Genomic DNA, 18,019 nt, shown 5'->3' with positions numbered 1-18,019 from the left:
ATCCTGACAGGCGCAAGGGCTCCGCTTCGGCGGGGCCTTTGCGTTCTTCTCCTCTCTAAAGGTCGAAGCGTTCCATTTCCATCGTAAATTCCTGTTTCTGCGCCGCTCCGTCCTTGAAGAAGACGGAGTCGGTCTGCGAAATACTCTTCACGACCCAGCTGCCAAGGTAGCGTCCGTTTCCGGCCATGAGGGGCTGGGGCTTCATCTCGGCGGCGGCCTCCCGCAGGGCCTCTATCTGGGACAGCCCCGCTTCGCGATAGGAAGGATAGACCGTGCCCCGCAGGCTGACGCTCCGAACCTCCAGCCCCATCGCCTGATGCTGCGGGGTGTTTTGGAGGCGGTCGACCTTCGCCCAGGGGTACTCCGCCTTCAGAGACAGCTCGGCGTAGGCAGCTGCGTCGACGCCGAACTGAAAGTCACCCAAGGAAAGCATCATCACGGTATGAGCTCCTTTGTTTGGTTGCCTGCCCCCGCTGCCAGTCCTCGAGCTTGCGGATGATCAAATCTGCCACTCCCTGTTCATCCATGCCCGGCGCCGGGTTGATGGTGAAATTATTGGTCATTCCCCCAGCCCCCGCCAAGGCGGGCTGAGGAGCGGCCATCACGGCGGCGGAGAACTCCCGGAGGCGATCCGCCCAGCTTGCGGACGCGCCATCGCCCTTTTCAGAGAGTGACATACCCAGGGCAGACGCGGCCTTGCCGAGCCAGAAGAGCCCCTGCTGGCGGTGCTTGGAGCCGACAGGAACGACAACCTCCGGGCCGTCCTCGCCGACCCAGGAGACGACGGGACGGTTGATGAGGCCGCCGGAGGCGTGTCCCACGATATCGCCACCCTGCAGTCCTCCCAGCGAGATGCCGGGGGCGGCAGCCGAGCCCAGGTCGGTTGTGATGGAAATAGGGGTTGTATTGATCTCCTCCACCCCCATCCCAAAGAGGGACATAAAGCTGTTCCATGCTCCTTGGATTTTCCCGATAGTGGACTCTATCCAGCCAAACGCAACTTCAAAAGGGTACTTTATGGCGTCACCGAGGCCGGAGACCGAGGTTTTAATCCATTCCACGGACTTGCCCCAGTACCCCTTAATCCCTTCCCAAAACGCCCCCAACCACTCCTTGAGTGGTTCCCAATAGGTATAAACTGCGATAGCAACCGCTGCGACGGCCGTCCCGATAGCGATGAAGGGGTGAGCCGCGCACAGGCCCCATAGCCATTTGACCGCCCCGCCGAGGGCCTTGAGGTCTGCGGACGCCCCGGACACAAAGCTCCCGATGCCGCCCTTCAGGACGGTGAACATGCCCTTGAGCGCGGAGCCCTCGCCGCGCATTCTAGCCATTGCCAGGCTGTTGGCGATGACGGAGGGGCGGACGCGCTGGAGGATGTCGAGGGCGATGCTGCCGCCGTCACGGAGATGCGACCAGCCGATACGCGTGGCCAGCGTCGCCGCCTTAAGACCTAAAAACCCAGCTCCAAGGCCGACAACCCACTTGGTCAACACCGGGCACTTCTGCATGAATTGGGATACGCTGCTCACGATGGACGCCAGACCTTTCGCCGTCTCCGCAAGGGGCGGGAGCAGCACATTCCCCAAGTCGATCCCCACCGACTCCAGCGCCGAACCCAACTGCGTCAAAGAGCCCTTGGCCGTTGCGTTTATCTTGTCGGCCATTCGCCGGACGGCCCCATCCTGCTCGTTGATGTACTTCTGAGTCAGCTCCTCGAGCGACCCCGACAGGACGGCGTCCCAGATAGCATTTGCACCGGTCCCCGCTCGGGCTCCGAAGACGTCCTTGATGAAGCTGGCGCGCTTTGCACTACCCCAGCCCTTTGCGGACATCCTCTTGTCCATTTCCTTGATGATCGTGCCGAGGTCCCGGAGATTGCCCTTTTTGTCGACGACATCGACCTTAAGGGCCTTCAGCTTCTTAGCATTGCCCTTATCCGTCAGGCTGTCGATCATCCCGCGCAGAGTGGTCCCAGCCATCTGCCCCTGGATGCCGGCGTCGCTCAGCTTCGACACGATGGCAGCCGTCTGCTCGATGGAGAAGCCCAGGGCTTTCGCCTGCGGGGCCGCATACTTCATGGCGTAGCCCAACTGCTCGACGTCTGTGTTGGAGCTGGAGAAGGCCAGGGCCATGACGTTGGCGACCCGCGTCATATCCGAGGCCTCCATACCGAAACCCGTCAGGATGTTGCTGGCGATGTCCGCCGTTCGGCCCAGGTCCATACCGGACGCGGCCGCGAGGTCCAGCATCCCCGGCATGGAGCTGATGATCTGATTCGTCTTGAACCCAGCCATCGCGAGGAATTTTTGTCCCTGTGCTGCCTGAGTGGCGGAGAATTTCGTCGTCCGCCCCATCTCGCGGGCGTTCTCGGTGAGACGCGCCATATCCGCATCGTCAGCGCGGGTGATGGCCCCAACCTCGGCCATGCCCTGCTCGAAATCCATCGCGGCCTTCAGCGGATAAGCAAACATCGCGGTACCGACGGCCACCGTTCCCGCGAGCCGGCCGCGCAGTTCACCACGTTCCTGCTTGCGCGCATCCCGCGCTTCAGCGCGGCGCAGGAAGCCGTTCTGGACGGCGGAGAAGCGCTGCATCGTCCCGAGCTGTTTGTTCAACCCGCCCAGGGTGAAGCCGTACTTCTTCGCCTCCGCCTCGGCCTCCTTCGTCGCGGCCTTGAGCTGGTTAAAGCGAGCGATTCCGGCAGTGTCCAGTTTCCCGGCCTGAAGCGCAGAGGACAACTTCAGGGCCTCGCCGCGGAGGTCCTTCCACTTCTCCCCCGCGGCAATCCCCAGCTTGACGTCCTTGGCTTTTGCCTGGAGCTGTCCTATACTCTTGTCGAGGCTCTTGAACGTGCCCCCAACCGAGGAAGCGAGGGATGCCCCGATGACGAGACCGATGCCGAGATTCTTCATGCTCCGCTCCTGTTCCTGTATTGATGCGCTTGCGGCGTTTGTCGCCGTTCTTGCCGTGGCCCTGTTTGTCGCCGCCGCGTGGTGGTTCGTTGCCCTGGGCTTTGGTCTTCTGGCCGCCGTGCTGCTGGGGGCTCTGGCCTTCTGCGCGTTCGGCGTCCTAGTCGCCCTGACTGCGCCTCTGTGGGGCCTGGCGCTGGGGCTTCTCTATATCCTGGTCCTGTTCCTCCTGATGCCCTTCTACCACCTGGCGACGTGTTTCAAGACCCATAAGGCCTCCTGAAGCCAGTCGTAAAACTCCTCGAAATCCAACTCCAGAATTTCAGACAACGAGAAATGCAGGGCGTGGGCGATTAGAGCGCATGCCCTGCGCAGTTCCGCTAGGCCCGGCCATCCTCCTCGAAAAAACTGCGATAACCATCCTGCAGCTTCTTGTAGTCGGCCATATCCAGCTCTTCCACAACGTCGGGGGCGACTTCGCAGAGATTGGCCAAGACGCGGATTTCCTTCTCCTCGTCCGTCCCGCCGATCTTCGCGGCGAGGAGGACGTCCCGCACCTTGGGGCGGCGCAGGTTCAGAACCCGCAGCTCCGTCCCGTCCGACACGACCGGATGCGACAATTTAATCTGCATATCAAATCCTCCTAACTCACGCGCCGATGGCGGCGCGGGTCTCGGCCAGCATATCCACGCCGTTGATGATTCGGACCATGTTCTCGACGTCGATCTCGTGGATCATGTCGCCGCTCTCGCTGTAGCTGTAGTACTTGAGGGCGACGGTCACCTTTTGCTGGAGCTTTTCTCCAGGCTTCCACGTGCCGTGGTCGAGCTCACGGATCATGCCCTGGGCCTTGATGGCGATGGGCACGGTGCGTCCGTCGCCCAGGCCGAAGCTGCCCCGGAAGGTGAGCGACACCGGCTGGTTGTGCCCGATGCCGAACAGCCGCATGACGTCCGCCTGGAGGTCTGCCAGAGTGAAGGAGCACTCCAGCTTCTCCATGCCCATGTCCAGCTCGACGGGGACATCCATGCCACCGGCGCGGAACTCCTCCGTCTTGATGCTGAGCTTGGGAAGCTCCAGCTCCTCGACCTTGCCCGCATAGCCGCGGCCGTCGACGAAGACGTCGAAGCCCCTGAGAACCCTTGGCGTTTTTATGTCCATTCTATTTCCCTCCTATGCGGACAGCGGGAACAGGTCGGTCAGGTAGCGGTCCGTGATGTGGGCACGAAAGACCAAATGTTCGGCGGGGTAGACGGGCGTGAAGTCGTAGTCCCAGTAGACGATGCCCTGCGAAATCTGGTCGGGCGTGTTGATCTCCGGGTCCACCCAGCAGTCGCCGCCGATGAGTGCCCCGACCTTCTTGAGGTGCCGGATGTAGGCGCGCACCCCGTCGCGGACGTCCTCCAGATACGTCTTCGTGATGCCCCGGTCCACGGCCCAGAGGTGGGCGTAGAGGATGGACTCGGCGATCATGTCGGCGCTGCGGCGGACGCAGAGGAACGCCGTCTTTGGGTCCTTCGAGCAGGAGCGGTTGCCCCAGAGGCGATAGCCGCTCTCGTGGACGATGGTCGTGACCTCGTGCTCGTTGAGGTGATTGGCACGGCAGTTCACGTCGGATATCTCGAAGTCGATGCCACGCGCGGTTCCCACGATGCCGTCGATGACCTGGTTGGATGGTGACCACCACCAGCCCCTGGCGTTGTCCATCTTGGAGATGAGCCCGGCGACGCGGGCCGAGGCGGGCTGAACGACCTCCTTCTTCTGGGCCACGTCCCAGACCTTCACCCAGGGGTCGACCACATAGACGCGGTCGCTCCCGTAGTTCTCGCGTGCCGAGATGGCCGCTGCGTCCGTGGTGTTGGGGCCGTCGACGATGGCCACGGCCTTGAGGCGCTGGGCCAGGCTGTTCATCTCCGTACCCACAGCCAGCTCGTGGCTGAAGCCGGGTGCGGCGAGGATGCGCGGTGTGACCTTGATGGCGTTCCGCGCGTCCAGGAACGCCTGCAGGCCGGTGCGCTTCCCTGTGTCATTGTCCACCCCGCCGATGACCGCGCTCTTCGTCTCTTCGGCGCTTCCCTCTGCCACACGCACCATGGCGACCATCGCGCCGCATTGGTCGAAGATGCCGTCGATAGCCGTCGGGAGCGTTCCCGTCTTCCCCAGCCCCGCTGCCTCGGTGCGGCGTCCTGCGATGAGGATGGGCGTATCCAGTGGAAACTTCTTCGCGTCCGCCTCCGGGGCCGTGCCGATGAGCCCGATGACGGAACTCTTCACCGTCCGAATGGGGCGAGGGCCGTCGTCGAGCTCGACTACTTCAATTCCGTGCAAAAACTGCTCTGGCAATTCAATTCACCTCCGTGTTCCACGTAATCGCCTGCACGGCTTCGGGGGTCTTGGCGGCTGCAACCTTAGCGGCCAACGCTGCCTCCCGATCGAATCGCACCTGGTTCCAATCCGCGAGGGATTTCCCGATGTGGATTGCCACGTCGCCGGGCAGGTCCATCACGCCCCCGGCGGTCTTCCACTTCCGGACGATGCTCTGCGGCTGCTGCCCGGAAGCCATCGCCAAGGCTATCTCCTGGACGTAAAACCCCAGGTCCGCCGCAGCGTCCCGGGCCGTCCAGAAAAGCACTTTGCCGACCCGCGTCTCTATCTCCGCCCGGCCGGTCTCTATCTCCCGAATCCGGGCTTCCCTGAGCTCATCCAGTTTCAGCGTCTTCAGCGTATCGAGGTCGATCCCGGACATCGTCTTCGGGGCCGGGCATCTGCACATTCCCATATCCCTTCCTCCTCCCTACTCCGCGAACACAGCCACGAACTGCCGGACCTTCGGGGTCTCGGAGAGCCATTCGTAGTCTGCCGTCAGCGCCGCACCGGAGCTTGCGAACACACGGAGCGTCGTCCCGTCCAATGACAGGCTCCACGCCGTGTCGGGGAGCCGCACGCCATCCGAGTACACCACGGGGCTGCCCTGTTTCGCGACGTGTGCCAGGGGATAGGACCTCAGCGCCCCCGCGCCCTCTCCCAGGGCCTCGCCCCGTTCGGTCCCGCCCGTCGTCTCCAGGGCGATTTTCACCGCGCAGATGGATTTCGGCGTACTGCTAGGCGGCAGCGCGTAGACAAACTCCGTCGCGTCGAAATCCAATCCGGGCACAGTCCCGTTGTTCCGCATGACCTGCCACTCCTCCATGCCCCAGCCGTACTCGTAGTCCACGGTCACGACCGCTCCCACCGGCGCGGCGCAGGTCACGCGGCCCACCTCGGCGTTGAACTCGTATCCGGCGTACTGCCGCACACCGTCGAAATACACACGCAGCGAATCGTGATGCAGGCCCCCTACGTGCGCCAACTGGTGTGTCGCCGTTTCGCCGGTCCCGACGCCAACGTTCTCGCCGACGACGGTCTTCGGGAGGTCCCTGAACGCGACGTGGCAGGAGAGAACGGAGTCTTTCAGCCTGGCGTGCCGGACCCGCATCCGAAGCGATCGCAGCGGAATGTTCCAGTTGCGCGTCACGGAGACGATCTCGACGGTGCCCTTACCGGAGATGACGCCCACGCCGCGGGTGTACTCCGTCAGGACCGAGTTTAGGACAGCGACGGAGGTCCCGATCGTCTCCGCCTGGAGGGTGGCCTGGTACTGCACCTTTCGCGCCGCCCGGCCCTCGATCTCCGAAACGTTCAGCCAGTCGGTGACCGTCCCGTCCTGCAAGGTCAGCCGTGCCTTCACGGACACGGAACCACCGTTCGAGGACGCCTGATCGACCCGCGCGGAAGATATCTCGGAAGCGGTGCCGAAGTCCAGCTCCGGGGAGGTGAGCACCTTCACGAAGGTGTCATTTACGTTCCTGCATTTCAGCGCCAGGGACAGGGTCGGCATCTCGGACGCGTCGAGCTTGGCACACAGGGCAACGGCCAGGCCGACCTTCTTCCCCGCGAAGTCGGGGACGGACGAGAACGCCTGGAGCTCGTCCGCCGTATTCCCCTCGTCGATCACGGAGTTTGCCGAGATGCCCTGTTCCAGGAAGGGGACGAATAAAGCCGTTCCGGGCGTGCCGGACGGCTCCAGGACACCCCAGGCTCCACCGACACGGAACGCGACGCGGCGCTTCGTTCCATGAGGCTCGGAACCACCAACCTCAATACCCTCGACTGAGGTCGCGCCTGAACAGTCCAACTCGGAGCCATCTCGGGTGCGGATCATACCGCGACGGTCCAGAACTGCCTCGTCCAGACCGTACCGCAGGATGTTTGTCGTCACCATCACGCATCACCTCCCACGTGGAAATACATCAGCTGTCCGGAACCACCGCCGCAGAAGCCGGGGTAAAATCGTATTCCGTCTTTTTTGGTGCCCACCCCAATATCCGGCCTCCCACCGTGTCCGCCGCTACTCATCACCGCATGCAATTCGTCCGGGGAAGTCTCCGAAACGACGAGGATGCAGGCCCCGGATGCACCACTATAAGTAGTTGTGCCTTCCGCGTGGCCACTCCAAGTGCCTTGGGTGACTCCACCCCCTGTGTATCCGGGCATACTGTAGCGAAAGCCGCTATATTGTGACGTTTTTGGAGCCCCCCAGCCGTCAACGGCATCGTTTCCAGCGGGGCAAGGGGTCGTTCCCTTGACGACCGCCACACCAAACACATTGATCGACGCACCCTGGCCACTGTGGGCCCCCTGCCCGCCTCCGAAGCCGGAGCCCCCGGATTTTCCCCTTGCTTTGGACGGAGCATCCCAAACATCTTCATCCCGATACTTGCAATCGGAAAACAGGAACGGTTCTCCGCCCTTGCCACCCAACAGAAGGGGACTTTGCTCGCCTCCGACACGGCTTGCCCCGTCCGCCGCGATTTGCTTCGCCAACAGCAGGACCGCTCCGTTCTTCTCACCCAGCATCATGCGGGTTGCTCCGACCGCGTTAGTCTGATTGATGAAGCGTTTGTTATCATCATCGCCCCATCTCCTGCCGACGGGGAATTTCCCCGGCTCCGTCAAAACCTTCGCGTTCGTCAGACTCAGCAGGTTACTGCATGCCAGGGGCAGGATTGCCCCGCATTTCACAGAGTCGTTCCACGCGGGAACGTTCAGCGTGAAGTCCCGGAGTGTCAGGGTCTCGAACTGCGGGATGCCTATCAGCTGGCACCAGTAGTTGTCCGTGATGTTCTGCGGCACGGGCAGCGGTTCATCCAGCAAGAAGACGGCATTGCTGCCACTCGCCGTTCGGTGCACTATCCGGCGTATCGCATACCGGCCGTAATCCTGAATGTGCGCTGACTTCGTAGCTGAGACGTGGAACAGAGCCAGGGCGCCCTCCTCCAGCGGAGCGTAGAATGCATTCTGGAGGTACTGCGTCTCGGCGGTCTTCAGGTCCGCCCCGATGCGGCTGATGGGAGCGTAGCCGCACAGAACCTCCGTCGGGTTCGTCACGCTCTTGTGTCGGCCGTCCCCAAAGCTCCGGAACCCCAGTCTGCGCAGCGCATCCGGGTCGTGGATCAGGTCGTGCCCGTAGAGGAGCTCGCGTGACGGGATCTGCAGCGCCGGTTCCGACCGGGTGGCAATGCGGCAGCGTCCCCGGCCGACCCCGCCACTGATGCCACCCGTGGAAATGGCCTCCGCCCTGAAGTTAACGAGCTCGTCCGAGACGAACAGGATGGAAGCCCCGCCTTCTCCGGCGCCTTTATCGGGGTTCCCGAACTCCGACGCCCCGATCACGGCCACGGTGTCGAACGTGGTGCGCCTGGCGCAGACCATCACCACGCCATTGCCCCTGTTCATCACAGGCAGGGCGGAATGGATAAAAAGCCTGCCCTCCTCGGTAGCCTCTTCCGGAATGGCGGGACGCAGCGCAGCCGCCCCCGTAGGGATGCCCTTGTTCAATACGTCCATGCGTCCGCCGTTGAAAACCAGCTCTTTTGAGCACTTCAATGCCAGGATGCCGCCGCAGTGCGTGCTTGCGCTATAGGTGGCAGCTTGGAGCGCCCCCTTCAGCGTCAGGGTTTCAAAGTTAGGGACCGTCACCGCCTGAATCCAATAGTTCGGCAGGTCGGAATCCGAGACGGACCAGACCGGCATCCTGTCCAGCGTCAGGACCGAGCCCTCGATGCTCCGAATCCTGGCGAAGGCGTACTCTCCCAGCTTCGCCGTCTCGGAGCCCTTCGTCGCAGAGACGTGCAGCAGGACCTCGACGTCAGGCGCAAAGTCGTCGAGCGTCCCCACGTTCTTCAGGCCGATCGTCACGGTTCTGTCCGTCATGGCCGAGATCGGGGCGTAGCTGTTTATCTGTCCGGAGGAGAGGGTTGCCGTTCCGCGCGAGCCCATCCCGTAGCCCCCGAATTTTCTCATCCGAATGCTCATGCGCTCACCTCCAAAGTTACGGTCGACCCCGACCAGGAGATATCTCCCTCTAGCTCGAACGCACCGGCCGACGCCAGGTTGGTCGGCGCGACAACGTCGAACACCGTGTTGCCAGTTACGCCCTTCCAGGTCTCCATCGGTCGCCAGGCAGCAATCATTGGGGCAGAAACGCCCTCCGCGCTATCTGGCATTATTATTGCCGAGGTGCGGTACAGGAGGGTCTTGCCGCCTCGGTAGGTGTTCTTGACCGGCTCGGACGTCACGATGCGGTTCAGACCGTTCTCGACATTTACGCTGCGGACCTGCACCAGCTCCCGGCTCGCCCCGTCCGTCAGCGTGTAGGTGCAGCCTGGGACGAGCCCCTGTATGCGCTCGCAGTCGATGGCGCTCGACCCCGCAACGACGTGAACCACCTTGCAGGAGAACATGTCCGCCTGGTCTGGCTTGCGGAAGTCCTCGATGATGAAGTGCGTGTAGTTGGGGTAGATGTTAGAAACCTCCAGTTCGAGGAGCGTTTGGGCGACGACGTCCTCGAGGACCCGTATGCGGCCGTCCAGGTTCTCGATGTCGTGCGTGCCGAGAATGGACAGCTTAACCTTGTCCAGCGATGCCGGACGCAGTTTCTTGTCGTCGCCCTGCGCGCGCGTCCAGAATTCGAAGATGGGCGCTGAGGCGGTGAACAGCTCGTCGATGCGGGCGTTCAGTTCCGGATGGGTCACGAAGACCAGGTCGCTCGATATCACGGCCGTGACGCTCTGCGCCTGGTCGATGACGGTCACGAGCGAGAACAGATACTGCACCGCGTCCGGCCCGTTCTGTCCGGGCATGTAGTCCGCCTCGTTGCCGGCGTTGCAGTACCCGTACAGCGTCTCGGCCCCGGAGTCCGGATCGGTTGCGAAAAGCCCTATCTCCCGTACGAAGAACCCCATGGCGAGCCCCTGATTCGTCATCACGGCCTGGATGGTGGCTGTGCCCACACCCGTGACTGTGCAGGATGCGATGGGGAGGTCTTGGACCGGATGCGCCATCGCCGTCATATCGTAGATGCTTTGTCCGCCCGGTAGGCGACCGTCTCCGGCCGCCACGCGGACGAATTTCAGGTCCTTGCCCGTCAATGCCTTGGCGAGCAGGTTCCGTCCTTCCTTGGTGAGGGTCATGCCCCCGAATTTCGCCATTGTCTATTCCTCCTGTCAGGCCCCGGCGGGGCCGATGGTAACGTAATGCACCTGGACCATCGCAATACCGGAGAACACCGCCGTCCGGGTCCCTTTCGGCCTGGAGAGCCCCACGCTCGCGTACCCGCCCTGAACCGTCGCGATACCGACCGTGAGGCGTGTTTCGTTCAGCTCCGGATACTCCGGACGTATTTCATGCAGGCCGCTCCGGAACGTCGCCGTGCCGTGGGAGAGGTCCAGCCTGAGGTTGCGATGAATCTCTATGCCGTCCAGCCAGTCGCGCAGGGCCTGAGCGAACCAGATGGCCTTGCGCAGCGATTCCCAGTCTTCTATCGTTCCCATACGCCCCTCGGTGGTGACCCTGAAGCCGTAGGGTTCGCCGCTGTATTCATACCAGGGCAGGACCCGCGTTTCGCCGAACACGGCCGTGCAGATGCGGCGGATGGCCCCAAATGTCCCCTCCAGGCGATGCCACTCAAACGCCCCAGCGATGAGATTGCGCTTCGCCTGGCTGGCCAACTCGTCGCGCCAGAAATCCACGTGTAGCCCCCAGGCCAGGAAGGGAAGGAAGGCAGCTGGGGCCTCTTGCGGCCGCCACAGCTTTTTGATGTCCTCAGGCAGGATGTCGTCGCTGAACCGTGCCGCGAGGGACAGGGCACGCTCGGACGGTAGGGCGTTCGAGGGGAGGAGGTCCAGGTTACGGCTCATCGGCGACCCGGCTCCCGACCTCAATCCTGGTACAGTGCGCGGCTTGATGACGTCCGATAGGGATATCCGCCTCGGGCTTGATCAGCTCGACCTTCTTGATCCCGGAGACGTGCGCTGCGGCGATCAGGGCGCTTCGCGGGACATCGCAGCCAAGTCGGTGCAGCTCCTCAACCTTGCGTTCCAGTCTTTTCTTCGCCTCATCAAGCGGCGGCGACCCTGCCACGCCGGGGTAGAGCTCCAGGACGGCCTGTATCTCGTAGGGAACGATCTCTGCACTGACGACCGCCACCAAGTCCGTGCCAGGACGGACGTCCTCGCCGGAGAGCCGCTCCTCCACGCGCCGGAGCATGATCGAGTCCGCGGAGCCGTCCCCTTCGGACGAGAGCACGGCGACGCTCACGTGCCCCCGTTCGGGGCTCCAGGCCTCCGTGTCGCGAATGCGCACGTCCGCCGACTGAGCGTGGTAGCGATACGCTCCGTAGGCCCCGGCGGTACTGTGCTGGTGGAGCGACTCGCGGGCACGGTTCCGGAACGCCTCGTCGCTTTCCGGGTCGCTGCCACCGCTGGAGACCTCCGTCTGCTCGACCAGCACGACGAACGGAAGCGGATTGATCGCCTCCCAGCTCCGGGCGTAATTCAGGCCGTTCGCGTCCAATCCGGCGGGGCGCACAACCTCGAAGTGGGCCGCACCGACCGTCTCCCCTTTGGGAATCGTTACGGCTCTCATCAATCGGGCCTCGACGGCTCCGTTCTTAGCAACGATGCGGTAATCCGCTGGGATCATCACATCCATGCCGAGGGGCGCCGCAAGGGTCAACTTGCCCGCAAAGGTAGCCAACGCCCCCTCCAGGCGCTTATCGGGGTAGAACGCCGCCAGATGGTCCAGATCGCTGCCTTGGGCGAAGGCAACCAGGACGCCGCGCGCAGCCTCGTTCACGCGCTGGCGCAGCAGCATCTCCCGATACGCCGCAACCTCCAAAACCTTGTTCGCCGGGTCGGATTCCAGTTCGTATCCCGTCCACTCCGGCAGGAGCTCGCGCAGCTTTTTTCTCATCTCGTTCAAAATCGCTTCATAATCCAGCTCCTCGATGAGCTGCGGGGCCGGGAGCTTCGAGAGGTCGATGAGGTGTCTCATTTTGGGCGTCCCACCTTTACGTTCGCTTCGTTTGTCGTGCCATCCTGGAGCCTGTAGAGGATGGCCAGTTCGACCACGCCGGGGCCGACGGCATCGATGCGCACGCGGTCCACCCGGACCCGCGGCTCCCAGCGGTGCAACGCCTCCGCAACCGCCGTGTAGACCGAGAGCTTCCAGCCCTTCGTCACGGGCTGGTCCACCAACCTCGGCACCCTGGAGCCGTATTCAGGACGCATCACGCGCGTGCCGACAGGAGTGGAAACAATGTCCAGAATGGACTGCCTGATGTGGTCCAGCGGCTCCAGGACGGTGAAACGCCCGTCCGACGGCGCACGGGACATCCCAGTCTGCATCACCATTCGATGCCGCGCTCTTCGCACATCTGCCGCAGCCGGGCGTCCACTTCTTCAGCGCTCATCTCGGAGACCGCCTTGGGTTCGGGGCTTCCCTCTTCCTTGCTTTCTGCCGGCTTTGCAGCAGCCTTGCGAGGGGTTGGTTTAGGTCTGGATGGTTTTCCCTGTGGCTTCGGCTCCTCGATCTCCGCTGCGACCTTCTCCTTCGCCGGCTTCACGACCTGCCCGCCCCAGTGGATCTCGGAGGAGTCCCACGCCTTCTTTCCGAAGAGCCCCAGGACGATGGTCCCCGCAAGCTGCGAGTACCACGCCGGGAGATCCAGCGTCGGAATTTGCACCCAGTGCGCCAGGAGCGGTGCAAGGATGTGATTGAAGAAGATGACGAGGCTCACCATCCAGAGCACCGTCGGGATGGCCCCGGCCACGAAGACGGACTGGTTCGAGAGCCATGCTTTTTGTACGCCCAGGCGAGCCTCGACCTCGCGCACGTCGATCTCCCGCAACCGGAGCTGCGCCTCACGCTTCTCCTCGGGGGTGGAGATCAGGTCGTCCAGAATTTTCCCTATCTCCGGGATGGCATCCAGAAGGTTCATGCTCTCACCCTGCGGCCGTCGTTAACGTATACATTTGGGCTGCCCGTAGCGACAGGGCCGCCGTGATCCCCCTGGTCTCCGATGCGCCCCAGGGGCAACCCGTTGACGCGCACGTTCGGGCTCCCCTCCGCCTGTGCCGCTCCACAGCTCCACGAGTCCGAAATCCTGTGCGCCGGTATGCCGTTGATCTTAACGTTGGGGCTGCCGGTTGCCAAAGAATTCGGACCATGTACGGCGCAAGCCCCAATATCCCCGATTCTCGCCGCTCTGGGCATATTCGCCTCCTAAGTCGCATCGTTCAAAAGAAGCTCTCGTGTCGCCTGGATGAGGATGTCGCCGTCCTCCATGCGGATATAACTCCCGTAACTGTCCTTGATCTCCACGACGTGCTCCTTCCGGTCCACCTCGATCCGCGTGCCATCCTCGTACTCGATAATATGCAGCCCCTCGCGGGCTCCATTGGGCAGCGGCATCTTGTTCGAGAAGATGCCCGGCAGGACAAACCCCTCGGACCCGTCGCCGTAGGGCGAGAAGTAGACCGCCTGTTCCCCGACGTCCGGATGCCAGAACTCCCTGTCCTTCCCGGCCCGTGGGGCGAACCAGGGCGACAGAGGGGACACTCGCTCGCCAAAACTCACCCGGCAGAGTCCCTTCTCCGGCTGCACCTCGGAGACCACCCCGACCCGCAGCACCTCGGAAATCCGCCGCTCTAACTCGCTACCGCCGGACAAATCGTCCGCCTCCTTCCGGCTCGTTCGTCGTGTCCGGTAGCGCTCTGGGGTAGATATCCTGCACGCCCACCGACACGTGCCCTATTGCCGGGGTCTGCCAGGCGTGGCCGGGTTCGACCTCGAACACCGGATACTCCGCCCGGAACAGCCAGGCGTCGTTGGAGAGGTATGGCCCCTCCGCGGCCTCACTCCCCTCAATCCGCACCTTCGCATATACCCCGCCCAGGTCGATCCAGGGATGACGGCAAAAGTCCGCCAGCAACGGGGAGTAGTCGCAGCGGGTCTTCTGACTGTAGAAGATCACGGAAACCTCGGCCGTCACCATGCAGAAGACCGTCAGGTCGTTTTCCTCCTGCACGTTCGGTACCACCGTCCGGCTTTCAATGGTGGTTATGAACGTCTCCGGCATGTTCCCATCGCCGGGAGCCGTCTCCGGCATGGCCGCCACGATACGGCGTTCCAGCTCGGCGATAAGGGCCTCTTCGACGCGGGGGATCATCGTTTCAACAGCCCCTCGATCGCCATCTTGATGAGCAGGGTCAGGACGCTTATTGCCAGCCCCACCAGAATCTTCTGCGTGTTGTTCAGCGTTTTCTCCAGATGATCCAGCCGCGTCTCCAGACGGGCCAGGCGGTCGACGAGGGAAACCCCGTCGCCCAACCCCAGCCCGTGGGCATTCAGCGCCCCGACGATGCCCCGCATCGTCTCAATGAGTCGCTCCATTTCCGTCTCTTGTGTCCTGGCTGCCATCCCCTATTCGATACCCCCGTTAGAATTGATTAAAAAAGCGTTTGAGGCGTGCTTTAAGAATTTTAAGGTAGGGCAGGTTGCCTCACGCCCCGAAATCCTGCTGGGGGCCTCTACGCCCCTTCTACGGGGTCTCGCGTTTCAGCCTCTTCGGAGGGCGCTGCTTCCTCGAGCTGGCCGCCCCGCTTCTTTTTGCGCTCAACCTTTGCGGCAGGCTGTGTTTCAAGGGTTTCAAATTTTGAAACGACCGCTTCAAAACGCTTCGCGGCCTCCATCACCCTGTCGACGTAGGTCTGGTTGACGAACTTCCCGTCGGGTCTGCGCCTCGGAGCGCCGCCGTTGTAGGCGGCTACGACGCCCTCGATGCCGTCCCGTTCAAGGTGCTGCGACATCTTCCGACCCAGAAACTCGATGCCGAGCCGGACGTTCGTCTCCGGAACGACCAGCTCCGACAGCCAGCCGTCAAAGCCCAGCTCACGGGCCGTCGCACCCATGACCTGCATCAAGCCCCAGGCCGTCTTCTGGAACAACCGCTCCACGTCCACGGAGCATCCGGCCGGACGCTTCGCCTGCATCATCATGTAGGGATACGTCGGGTTGATCTTCGCCGCATACCGGTCCCCGCCGCTCTCTATCTTGATGATCCCCAGCGCCACTTCGGGCGGCACCTGCGCGCCCCTGGCCGTCGAAACAATAAGGCTCAGAAGGGCCGCGTTCTCCAAAAGCCAGTTCATTCCTTACCTCCTCGTTCAGATCACGGACACGCCGACCGTTCCGCCGGTGCGTCCCACATCGCGCAACGCCTCGTAACCCCGGTTCTTCCAGTACGCCGCCAGCTTCAGGAGCTCGCCTGCGTCATGAAAGACGTAATCCGTCAGGGCCACCTGGCGCGGCACTTTCTCCGCCTGGGAGAGGTAGAACGTGTTCAGCACGGGAAGAGCGTTCGCCATCGCGAAGCACCCCATCGCCAGACGAACGCGTCCCTCTTCAACCGCGCCCTGGGGAACACGCGCTCCCAGAATCGCCAGGACCTCGGACACCGCGCTCTCGACGTGCGGCTCCAGCACCGAATTCCCCAGTTGGACGGGGCCGGGCAGGTTCCCCAGGCGGCGCAGATAGGCGACGTCGATCTCGATCTCCGGCATGGGCTACCGAATCCACGACGCCCGCACGCGCCTGGCGCTGCACTCCACGAAGTCCAGTCCGGACGCTGTGATGCGCGCCATGCCAAAGACCCCGCCCACCCCCTCCTTGAGGTCCTCTACGTCAATTAGCGCCTTCTCCTCCAGGTACGCCACGGTCCGGCGAAAGTCCGCCTCGTGGAGGGCCGTGTCCTTCCTCAGTTCTTCGAGAGACACGGAGGCGGGGTATTCGGCGCTCAGGCGGTTCAGGACGGTCAGCCGCTGCTTCTCCGCGCTCATTCACTCACCTCGCTTCTACTAGGGCTTGTCCCAGGCGATGACGGCCGCGTCGTCCACCGCAACCTGAAAGTCAAAGGAGCTGTCGAACGTGTACTTGATGCAGCGCTCCTCGCCGCTGTACTCGCGGTACCGCTCCATGCTCGTGTTCACGCCGTAGACCAGGTTCGGCAGGGGCGTGAAGATGACGTGTCCCCGCGGCATCTCGTTCAGGGACACGATCTCGTAGCCGAGGTAGGTCAGGTTCTGCTTGGCAAGCAGGTGCCCGAGACCGCCGACCATCTGGCCAATCTGGCGCTGGTACAGCTCCGCGTCGCCGCGGCTCATCAGGAAGACGGTCTTTTCGCCCTTGTAGACGTCCGGCAGCTGCTCCACCATCGCGCTGAAGAGCCCCTCCCAGTTCACGGCCGCAGGGGTGCCGCCCGTGTGGTCCGATACATCCACCTTGTGGCTGTCGGAAGCGTCCTTCAGGAGCTGCGGCCAGCCCTTGTTCAGCTTGTCGAAGGCCTTCCCGGCAAAGTCGTCCGCTGTGCCCGTGAAGGCCAGCAGCGTCACGTCGTTGCCGTAGGTCTCCGCCAGGCGGCTCCCGACCATGCTCTCGAGCCCCGGCCGGTGCTGGTTGTCGCGGAGATAGTCCATCGGGATATGGGCGAAGAGCTGCGCATCCTTCATCTCCAGCTTTTTGCCCACGTTCTTGAAGCTGGTGAACTTATCCGGCTTCGTGCCCTGCGGCACGCGCTGCAGCACGCCGCGCAGCAGTTCCCAGACGTTCACGTCCTTGGTCAGCTTTCGGGCGCGGTCCACCGTCACCCGCGACAGGATGGGATTGCCCTTGACCACCAGGTCAATAAACCTGTCAGTCTCTTCCGGGCGTACCACGCCGCCGATGTTCACCATCTCCGGCGTGAACTCCCCGGCCTTTCGGAACTCCTCCATCATTGCCTTGAAGCTTTTGTCAGGCATCGTCCCACCCCCTACAGAAACCCATAACTGCCGTCGTCCGCGCCGTTGCCGTCCACGCCCTTGGACATCTGCCCCGGCGTGGCGGTCTCCAGCGCCTTGATGCGCTCATCCAGCTTGGCGATGCTCTCGGTCAATGCGGGAATGCCCTCGAGCGCCTTTGCGATCTTCGCCACGGCTTCGGCCTCAGCCGCCGCTTCGCCAGCCGGCGCTCCCGCGCCAGGCTTTGTCTCAGCAGGCTGTCCAGGCTGGGCATTTTTTGCCTCCGCCCCTTCGACCGCCTTCAATAGGCTGGTAAAGAACTGCTCCATCTTTGCCAATACCCCGTCCTCCCCCTTCCGCACCTTCGCGGCGTACCCGGCCATCGACAGGCCCGCCAGCTCGCCCTTCTTCACGCTCGCCCAGAGCGCCTCGTCCTCCACACGGATCCCCACCGCCCAACTGCCCTCCGGCTCGTCCGGGAAGAGGGGGTCCGCTCCCTTCGTGATCCAGCTCTCGGCTACAAACGCCGCCTTGGGGTCGAAGTCGTGCTGCGCGTCGACGTTCAACAGGCGCAGGCCCTTCATGAACCCATACGCCGCCTTCTCGATCTCGCCCTTCTCCGCGTACTCGCCCTGGCTGTCCACCTGGCCCGGCCCGTACACGATCCCGTAGACCACACGCTTCTCGTCGCTCTTCACGAGCTTGCGGAGCGGCGTCTCGAAGGCGTCGGCCCCTTCGGGCCTCTCATCCCCAGCCTTCCAGATGATCCGCTTGCCGTTCGCCCCCTTCGACACGAGCGATATAAAATCCACCTTCATATCCCGCAGTTCCACAGGCATCCTGCTCATCGCCTCCTGTCGCATGGCTCTTGCCCGGTGTGATATTATTAAAATTTTATTGTTAAAACAATATAAATCTATATATTTATATTGTTATGAGCCACCGTGACCC

Annotated in this window: 23 protein-coding genes; 1 reads left to right on the top strand and 22 read right to left on the bottom strand. The window is 62.9% G+C overall.

Features of this window, described 5'->3' with window-relative positions; genetic code table 11:
* Positions 1-55: 55 nt before the first annotated feature.
* On the bottom strand, positions 56-436 hold the full coding sequence (locus tag ACK28C_RS02315; RefSeq protein WP_015556714.1) for a phage tail protein: 381 nt from the start codon (positions 434-436) through the stop codon (positions 56-58).
* Complete coding sequence (locus tag ACK28C_RS02310) at positions 417-2,915, bottom strand: phage tail tape measure protein (RefSeq protein WP_015556715.1); 2,499 nt, start codon at positions 2,913-2,915, stop codon at positions 417-419. Before ACK28C_RS02310 ends, ACK28C_RS02315 begins: the two co-directional genes overlap by 20 nt.
* Between ACK28C_RS02310 and ACK28C_RS02305 the strand changes: the two genes are divergently transcribed.
* The gene (locus ACK28C_RS02305) at positions 2,899-3,195 is read left to right on the top strand and encodes a hypothetical protein (protein WP_208873353.1); all 297 of its coding nucleotides are present in this window, start codon (positions 2,899-2,901) and stop codon (positions 3,193-3,195) included. The two genes, ACK28C_RS02310 and ACK28C_RS02305, sit on opposite strands and share 17 nt — an antisense overlap.
* 97 nt (positions 3,196-3,292) lie before the next feature.
* Here ACK28C_RS02305 and ACK28C_RS02300 read toward each other — a convergent pair whose 3' ends face one another.
* The 20 genes from ACK28C_RS02300 to ACK28C_RS02205 all read right to left on the bottom strand — a co-directional run bounded on the left by ACK28C_RS02300 (position 3,293) and on the right by ACK28C_RS02205 (position 17,916).
* Entirely contained in the window at positions 3,293-3,544 is a 252-nt protein-coding gene (locus ACK28C_RS02300) for a phage tail assembly protein (RefSeq protein ID WP_208873355.1), read from the bottom strand.
* Positions 3,545-3,560: 16 nt separating this feature from the next.
* Entirely contained in the window at positions 3,561-4,073 is a 513-nt protein-coding gene (locus ACK28C_RS02295) for a phage major tail tube protein (protein ID WP_015556717.1), read from the bottom strand.
* 12 nt (positions 4,074-4,085) lie between these two features.
* Positions 4,086-5,240 carry a phage tail sheath subtilisin-like domain-containing protein gene (locus ACK28C_RS02290; RefSeq protein WP_409152393.1) on the bottom strand — a complete coding sequence of 385 codons (1,155 nt, stop codon included), beginning with the start codon at positions 5,238-5,240 and terminating at the stop codon, positions 4,086-4,088.
* A 16-nt stretch (positions 5,241-5,256) separates the two neighbouring features.
* Positions 5,257-5,691 (bottom strand): DUF4376 domain-containing protein, encoded by a 435-nt coding sequence (locus ACK28C_RS02285; RefSeq protein ID WP_015556718.1) that lies wholly within the window; start codon positions 5,689-5,691, stop codon positions 5,257-5,259.
* Between the two features lie 15 nt (positions 5,692-5,706).
* Positions 5,707-7,173 carry a hypothetical protein gene (locus ACK28C_RS02280; protein WP_015556719.1) on the bottom strand — a complete coding sequence of 489 codons (1,467 nt, stop codon included), beginning with the start codon at positions 7,171-7,173 and terminating at the stop codon, positions 5,707-5,709.
* Positions 7,173-9,266 (bottom strand): hypothetical protein, encoded by a 2,094-nt coding sequence (locus ACK28C_RS02275; RefSeq protein WP_015556720.1) that lies wholly within the window; start codon positions 9,264-9,266, stop codon positions 7,173-7,175. The genes ACK28C_RS02280 and ACK28C_RS02275 overlap by 1 nt, the downstream gene beginning before the upstream one ends.
* Positions 9,263-10,441 carry a hypothetical protein gene (locus ACK28C_RS02270; RefSeq protein WP_409152392.1) on the bottom strand — a complete coding sequence of 393 codons (1,179 nt, stop codon included), beginning with the start codon at positions 10,439-10,441 and terminating at the stop codon, positions 9,263-9,265. The genes ACK28C_RS02275 and ACK28C_RS02270 overlap by 4 nt, the downstream gene beginning before the upstream one ends.
* A 15-nt stretch (positions 10,442-10,456) precedes the next feature.
* Entirely contained in the window at positions 10,457-11,149 is a 693-nt protein-coding gene (locus tag ACK28C_RS02265; protein WP_015556722.1) for a phage tail protein I, read from the bottom strand.
* A complete protein-coding gene (locus ACK28C_RS02260) occupies positions 11,139-12,284 on the bottom strand; it encodes a baseplate J/gp47 family protein (protein ID WP_015556723.1) in 1,146 nt (381 codons plus the stop codon). Before ACK28C_RS02260 ends, ACK28C_RS02265 begins: the two co-directional genes overlap by 11 nt.
* Entirely contained in the window at positions 12,281-12,643 is a 363-nt protein-coding gene (locus ACK28C_RS02255) for a GPW/gp25 family protein (RefSeq protein WP_015556724.1), read from the bottom strand. The genes ACK28C_RS02260 and ACK28C_RS02255 overlap by 4 nt, the downstream gene beginning before the upstream one ends.
* The gene (locus tag ACK28C_RS02250; RefSeq protein WP_015556725.1) at positions 12,637-13,230 is read right to left on the bottom strand and encodes a 3TM-type holin; all 594 of its coding nucleotides are present in this window, start codon (positions 13,228-13,230) and stop codon (positions 12,637-12,639) included. The genes ACK28C_RS02255 and ACK28C_RS02250 overlap by 7 nt, the downstream gene beginning before the upstream one ends.
* Complete coding sequence (locus ACK28C_RS02245; RefSeq protein ID WP_208873361.1) at positions 13,227-13,505, bottom strand: PAAR domain-containing protein; 279 nt, start codon at positions 13,503-13,505, stop codon at positions 13,227-13,229. The genes ACK28C_RS02250 and ACK28C_RS02245 overlap by 4 nt, the downstream gene beginning before the upstream one ends.
* Positions 13,506-13,514: 9 nt before the next feature.
* Positions 13,515-13,961 (bottom strand): phage baseplate assembly protein V, encoded by a 447-nt coding sequence (locus tag ACK28C_RS02240; protein WP_208873363.1) that lies wholly within the window; start codon positions 13,959-13,961, stop codon positions 13,515-13,517.
* Entirely contained in the window at positions 13,948-14,460 is a 513-nt protein-coding gene (locus ACK28C_RS02235) for a hypothetical protein (protein WP_015556726.1), read from the bottom strand. Before ACK28C_RS02235 ends, ACK28C_RS02240 begins: the two co-directional genes overlap by 14 nt.
* A complete protein-coding gene (locus ACK28C_RS02230; RefSeq protein WP_015556727.1) occupies positions 14,457-14,684 on the bottom strand; it encodes a hypothetical protein in 228 nt (75 codons plus the stop codon). Before ACK28C_RS02230 ends, ACK28C_RS02235 begins: the two co-directional genes overlap by 4 nt.
* Positions 14,685-14,821: 137 nt before the next feature.
* A complete protein-coding gene (locus tag ACK28C_RS02225; RefSeq protein ID WP_015556728.1) occupies positions 14,822-15,442 on the bottom strand; it encodes a transglycosylase SLT domain-containing protein in 621 nt (206 codons plus the stop codon).
* Between the two features lie 15 nt (positions 15,443-15,457).
* Entirely contained in the window at positions 15,458-15,853 is a 396-nt protein-coding gene (locus tag ACK28C_RS02220) for a hypothetical protein (RefSeq protein ID WP_015556729.1), read from the bottom strand.
* A 3-nt stretch (positions 15,854-15,856) separates the two neighbouring features.
* Positions 15,857-16,129, bottom strand: a complete 273-nt coding sequence (locus ACK28C_RS02215) for a hypothetical protein (protein ID WP_015556730.1) — start codon at positions 16,127-16,129, stop codon at positions 15,857-15,859.
* 18 nt (positions 16,130-16,147) lie between these two features.
* Complete coding sequence (locus tag ACK28C_RS02210) at positions 16,148-17,089, bottom strand: phage major capsid protein (protein ID WP_015556731.1); 942 nt, start codon at positions 17,087-17,089, stop codon at positions 16,148-16,150.
* 11 nt (positions 17,090-17,100) lie between these two features.
* A complete protein-coding gene (locus tag ACK28C_RS02205; RefSeq protein ID WP_208873365.1) occupies positions 17,101-17,916 on the bottom strand; it encodes an XkdF-like putative serine protease domain-containing protein in 816 nt (271 codons plus the stop codon).
* Positions 17,917-18,019 lie beyond the last annotated feature (103 nt).

Origin of the sequence: Fretibacterium fastidiosum (assembly GCF_964642095.1) — a bacterium.
Taxonomy (GTDB): Bacteria; Synergistota; Synergistia; order Synergistales; family Aminobacteriaceae; genus Fretibacterium; species Fretibacterium fastidiosum.
This window is presented reverse-complemented; position numbering and strand designations above follow the sequence as displayed.

What these genes read in the sequence shown, in the direction of transcription:
- ACK28C_RS02315 (WP_015556714.1), bottom strand. Translation starts at nt 436, where the DNA reads ATGATGCTTTCCTTGGGTGACTTTCAGTTCGGCGTCGACGCAGCTGCC.
- ACK28C_RS02305 (WP_208873353.1), top strand. Translation starts at nt 2,899, where the DNA reads ATGCCGAGATTCTTCATGCTCCGCTCCTGTTCCTGTATTGATGCGCTT.
- ACK28C_RS02310 (WP_015556715.1), bottom strand. Translation starts at nt 2,915, where the DNA reads ATGAAGAATCTCGGCATCGGTCTCGTCATCGGGGCATCCCTCGCTTCC.
- ACK28C_RS02300 (WP_208873355.1), bottom strand. Translation starts at nt 3,544, where the DNA reads ATGCAGATTAAATTGTCGCATCCGGTCGTGTCGGACGGGACGGAGCTG.
- ACK28C_RS02295 (WP_015556717.1), bottom strand. Translation starts at nt 4,073, where the DNA reads ATGGACATAAAAACGCCAAGGGTTCTCAGGGGCTTCGACGTCTTCGTC.
- ACK28C_RS02285 (WP_015556718.1), bottom strand. Translation starts at nt 5,691, where the DNA reads ATGGGAATGTGCAGATGCCCGGCCCCGAAGACGATGTCCGGGATCGAC.
- ACK28C_RS02280 (WP_015556719.1), bottom strand. Translation starts at nt 7,173, where the DNA reads ATGGTGACGACAAACATCCTGCGGTACGGTCTGGACGAGGCAGTTCTG.
- ACK28C_RS02275 (WP_015556720.1), bottom strand. Translation starts at nt 9,266, where the DNA reads ATGAGCATTCGGATGAGAAAATTCGGGGGCTACGGGATGGGCTCGCGC.
- ACK28C_RS02270 (WP_409152392.1), bottom strand. Translation starts at nt 10,441, where the DNA reads ATGGCGAAATTCGGGGGCATGACCCTCACCAAGGAAGGACGGAACCTG.
- ACK28C_RS02265 (WP_015556722.1), bottom strand. Translation starts at nt 11,149, where the DNA reads ATGAGCCGTAACCTGGACCTCCTCCCCTCGAACGCCCTACCGTCCGAG.
- ACK28C_RS02260 (WP_015556723.1), bottom strand. Translation starts at nt 12,284, where the DNA reads ATGAGACACCTCATCGACCTCTCGAAGCTCCCGGCCCCGCAGCTCATC.
- ACK28C_RS02255 (WP_015556724.1), bottom strand. Translation starts at nt 12,643, where the DNA reads ATGGTGATGCAGACTGGGATGTCCCGTGCGCCGTCGGACGGGCGTTTC.
- ACK28C_RS02250 (WP_015556725.1), bottom strand. Translation starts at nt 13,230, where the DNA reads ATGAACCTTCTGGATGCCATCCCGGAGATAGGGAAAATTCTGGACGAC.
- ACK28C_RS02245 (WP_208873361.1), bottom strand. Translation starts at nt 13,505, where the DNA reads ATGCCCAGAGCGGCGAGAATCGGGGATATTGGGGCTTGCGCCGTACAT.
- ACK28C_RS02235 (WP_015556726.1), bottom strand. Translation starts at nt 14,460, where the DNA reads ATGATCCCCCGCGTCGAAGAGGCCCTTATCGCCGAGCTGGAACGCCGT.
- ACK28C_RS02230 (WP_015556727.1), bottom strand. Translation starts at nt 14,684, where the DNA reads ATGGAGCGACTCATTGAGACGATGCGGGGCATCGTCGGGGCGCTGAAT.
- ACK28C_RS02225 (WP_015556728.1), bottom strand. Translation starts at nt 15,442, where the DNA reads ATGAACTGGCTTTTGGAGAACGCGGCCCTTCTGAGCCTTATTGTTTCG.
- ACK28C_RS02220 (WP_015556729.1), bottom strand. Translation starts at nt 15,853, where the DNA reads ATGCCGGAGATCGAGATCGACGTCGCCTATCTGCGCCGCCTGGGGAAC.
- ACK28C_RS02215 (WP_015556730.1), bottom strand. Translation starts at nt 16,129, where the DNA reads ATGAGCGCGGAGAAGCAGCGGCTGACCGTCCTGAACCGCCTGAGCGCC.
- ACK28C_RS02210 (WP_015556731.1), bottom strand. Translation starts at nt 17,089, where the DNA reads ATGCCTGACAAAAGCTTCAAGGCAATGATGGAGGAGTTCCGAAAGGCC.
- ACK28C_RS02205 (WP_208873365.1), bottom strand. Translation starts at nt 17,916, where the DNA reads ATGAGCAGGATGCCTGTGGAACTGCGGGATATGAAGGTGGATTTTATA.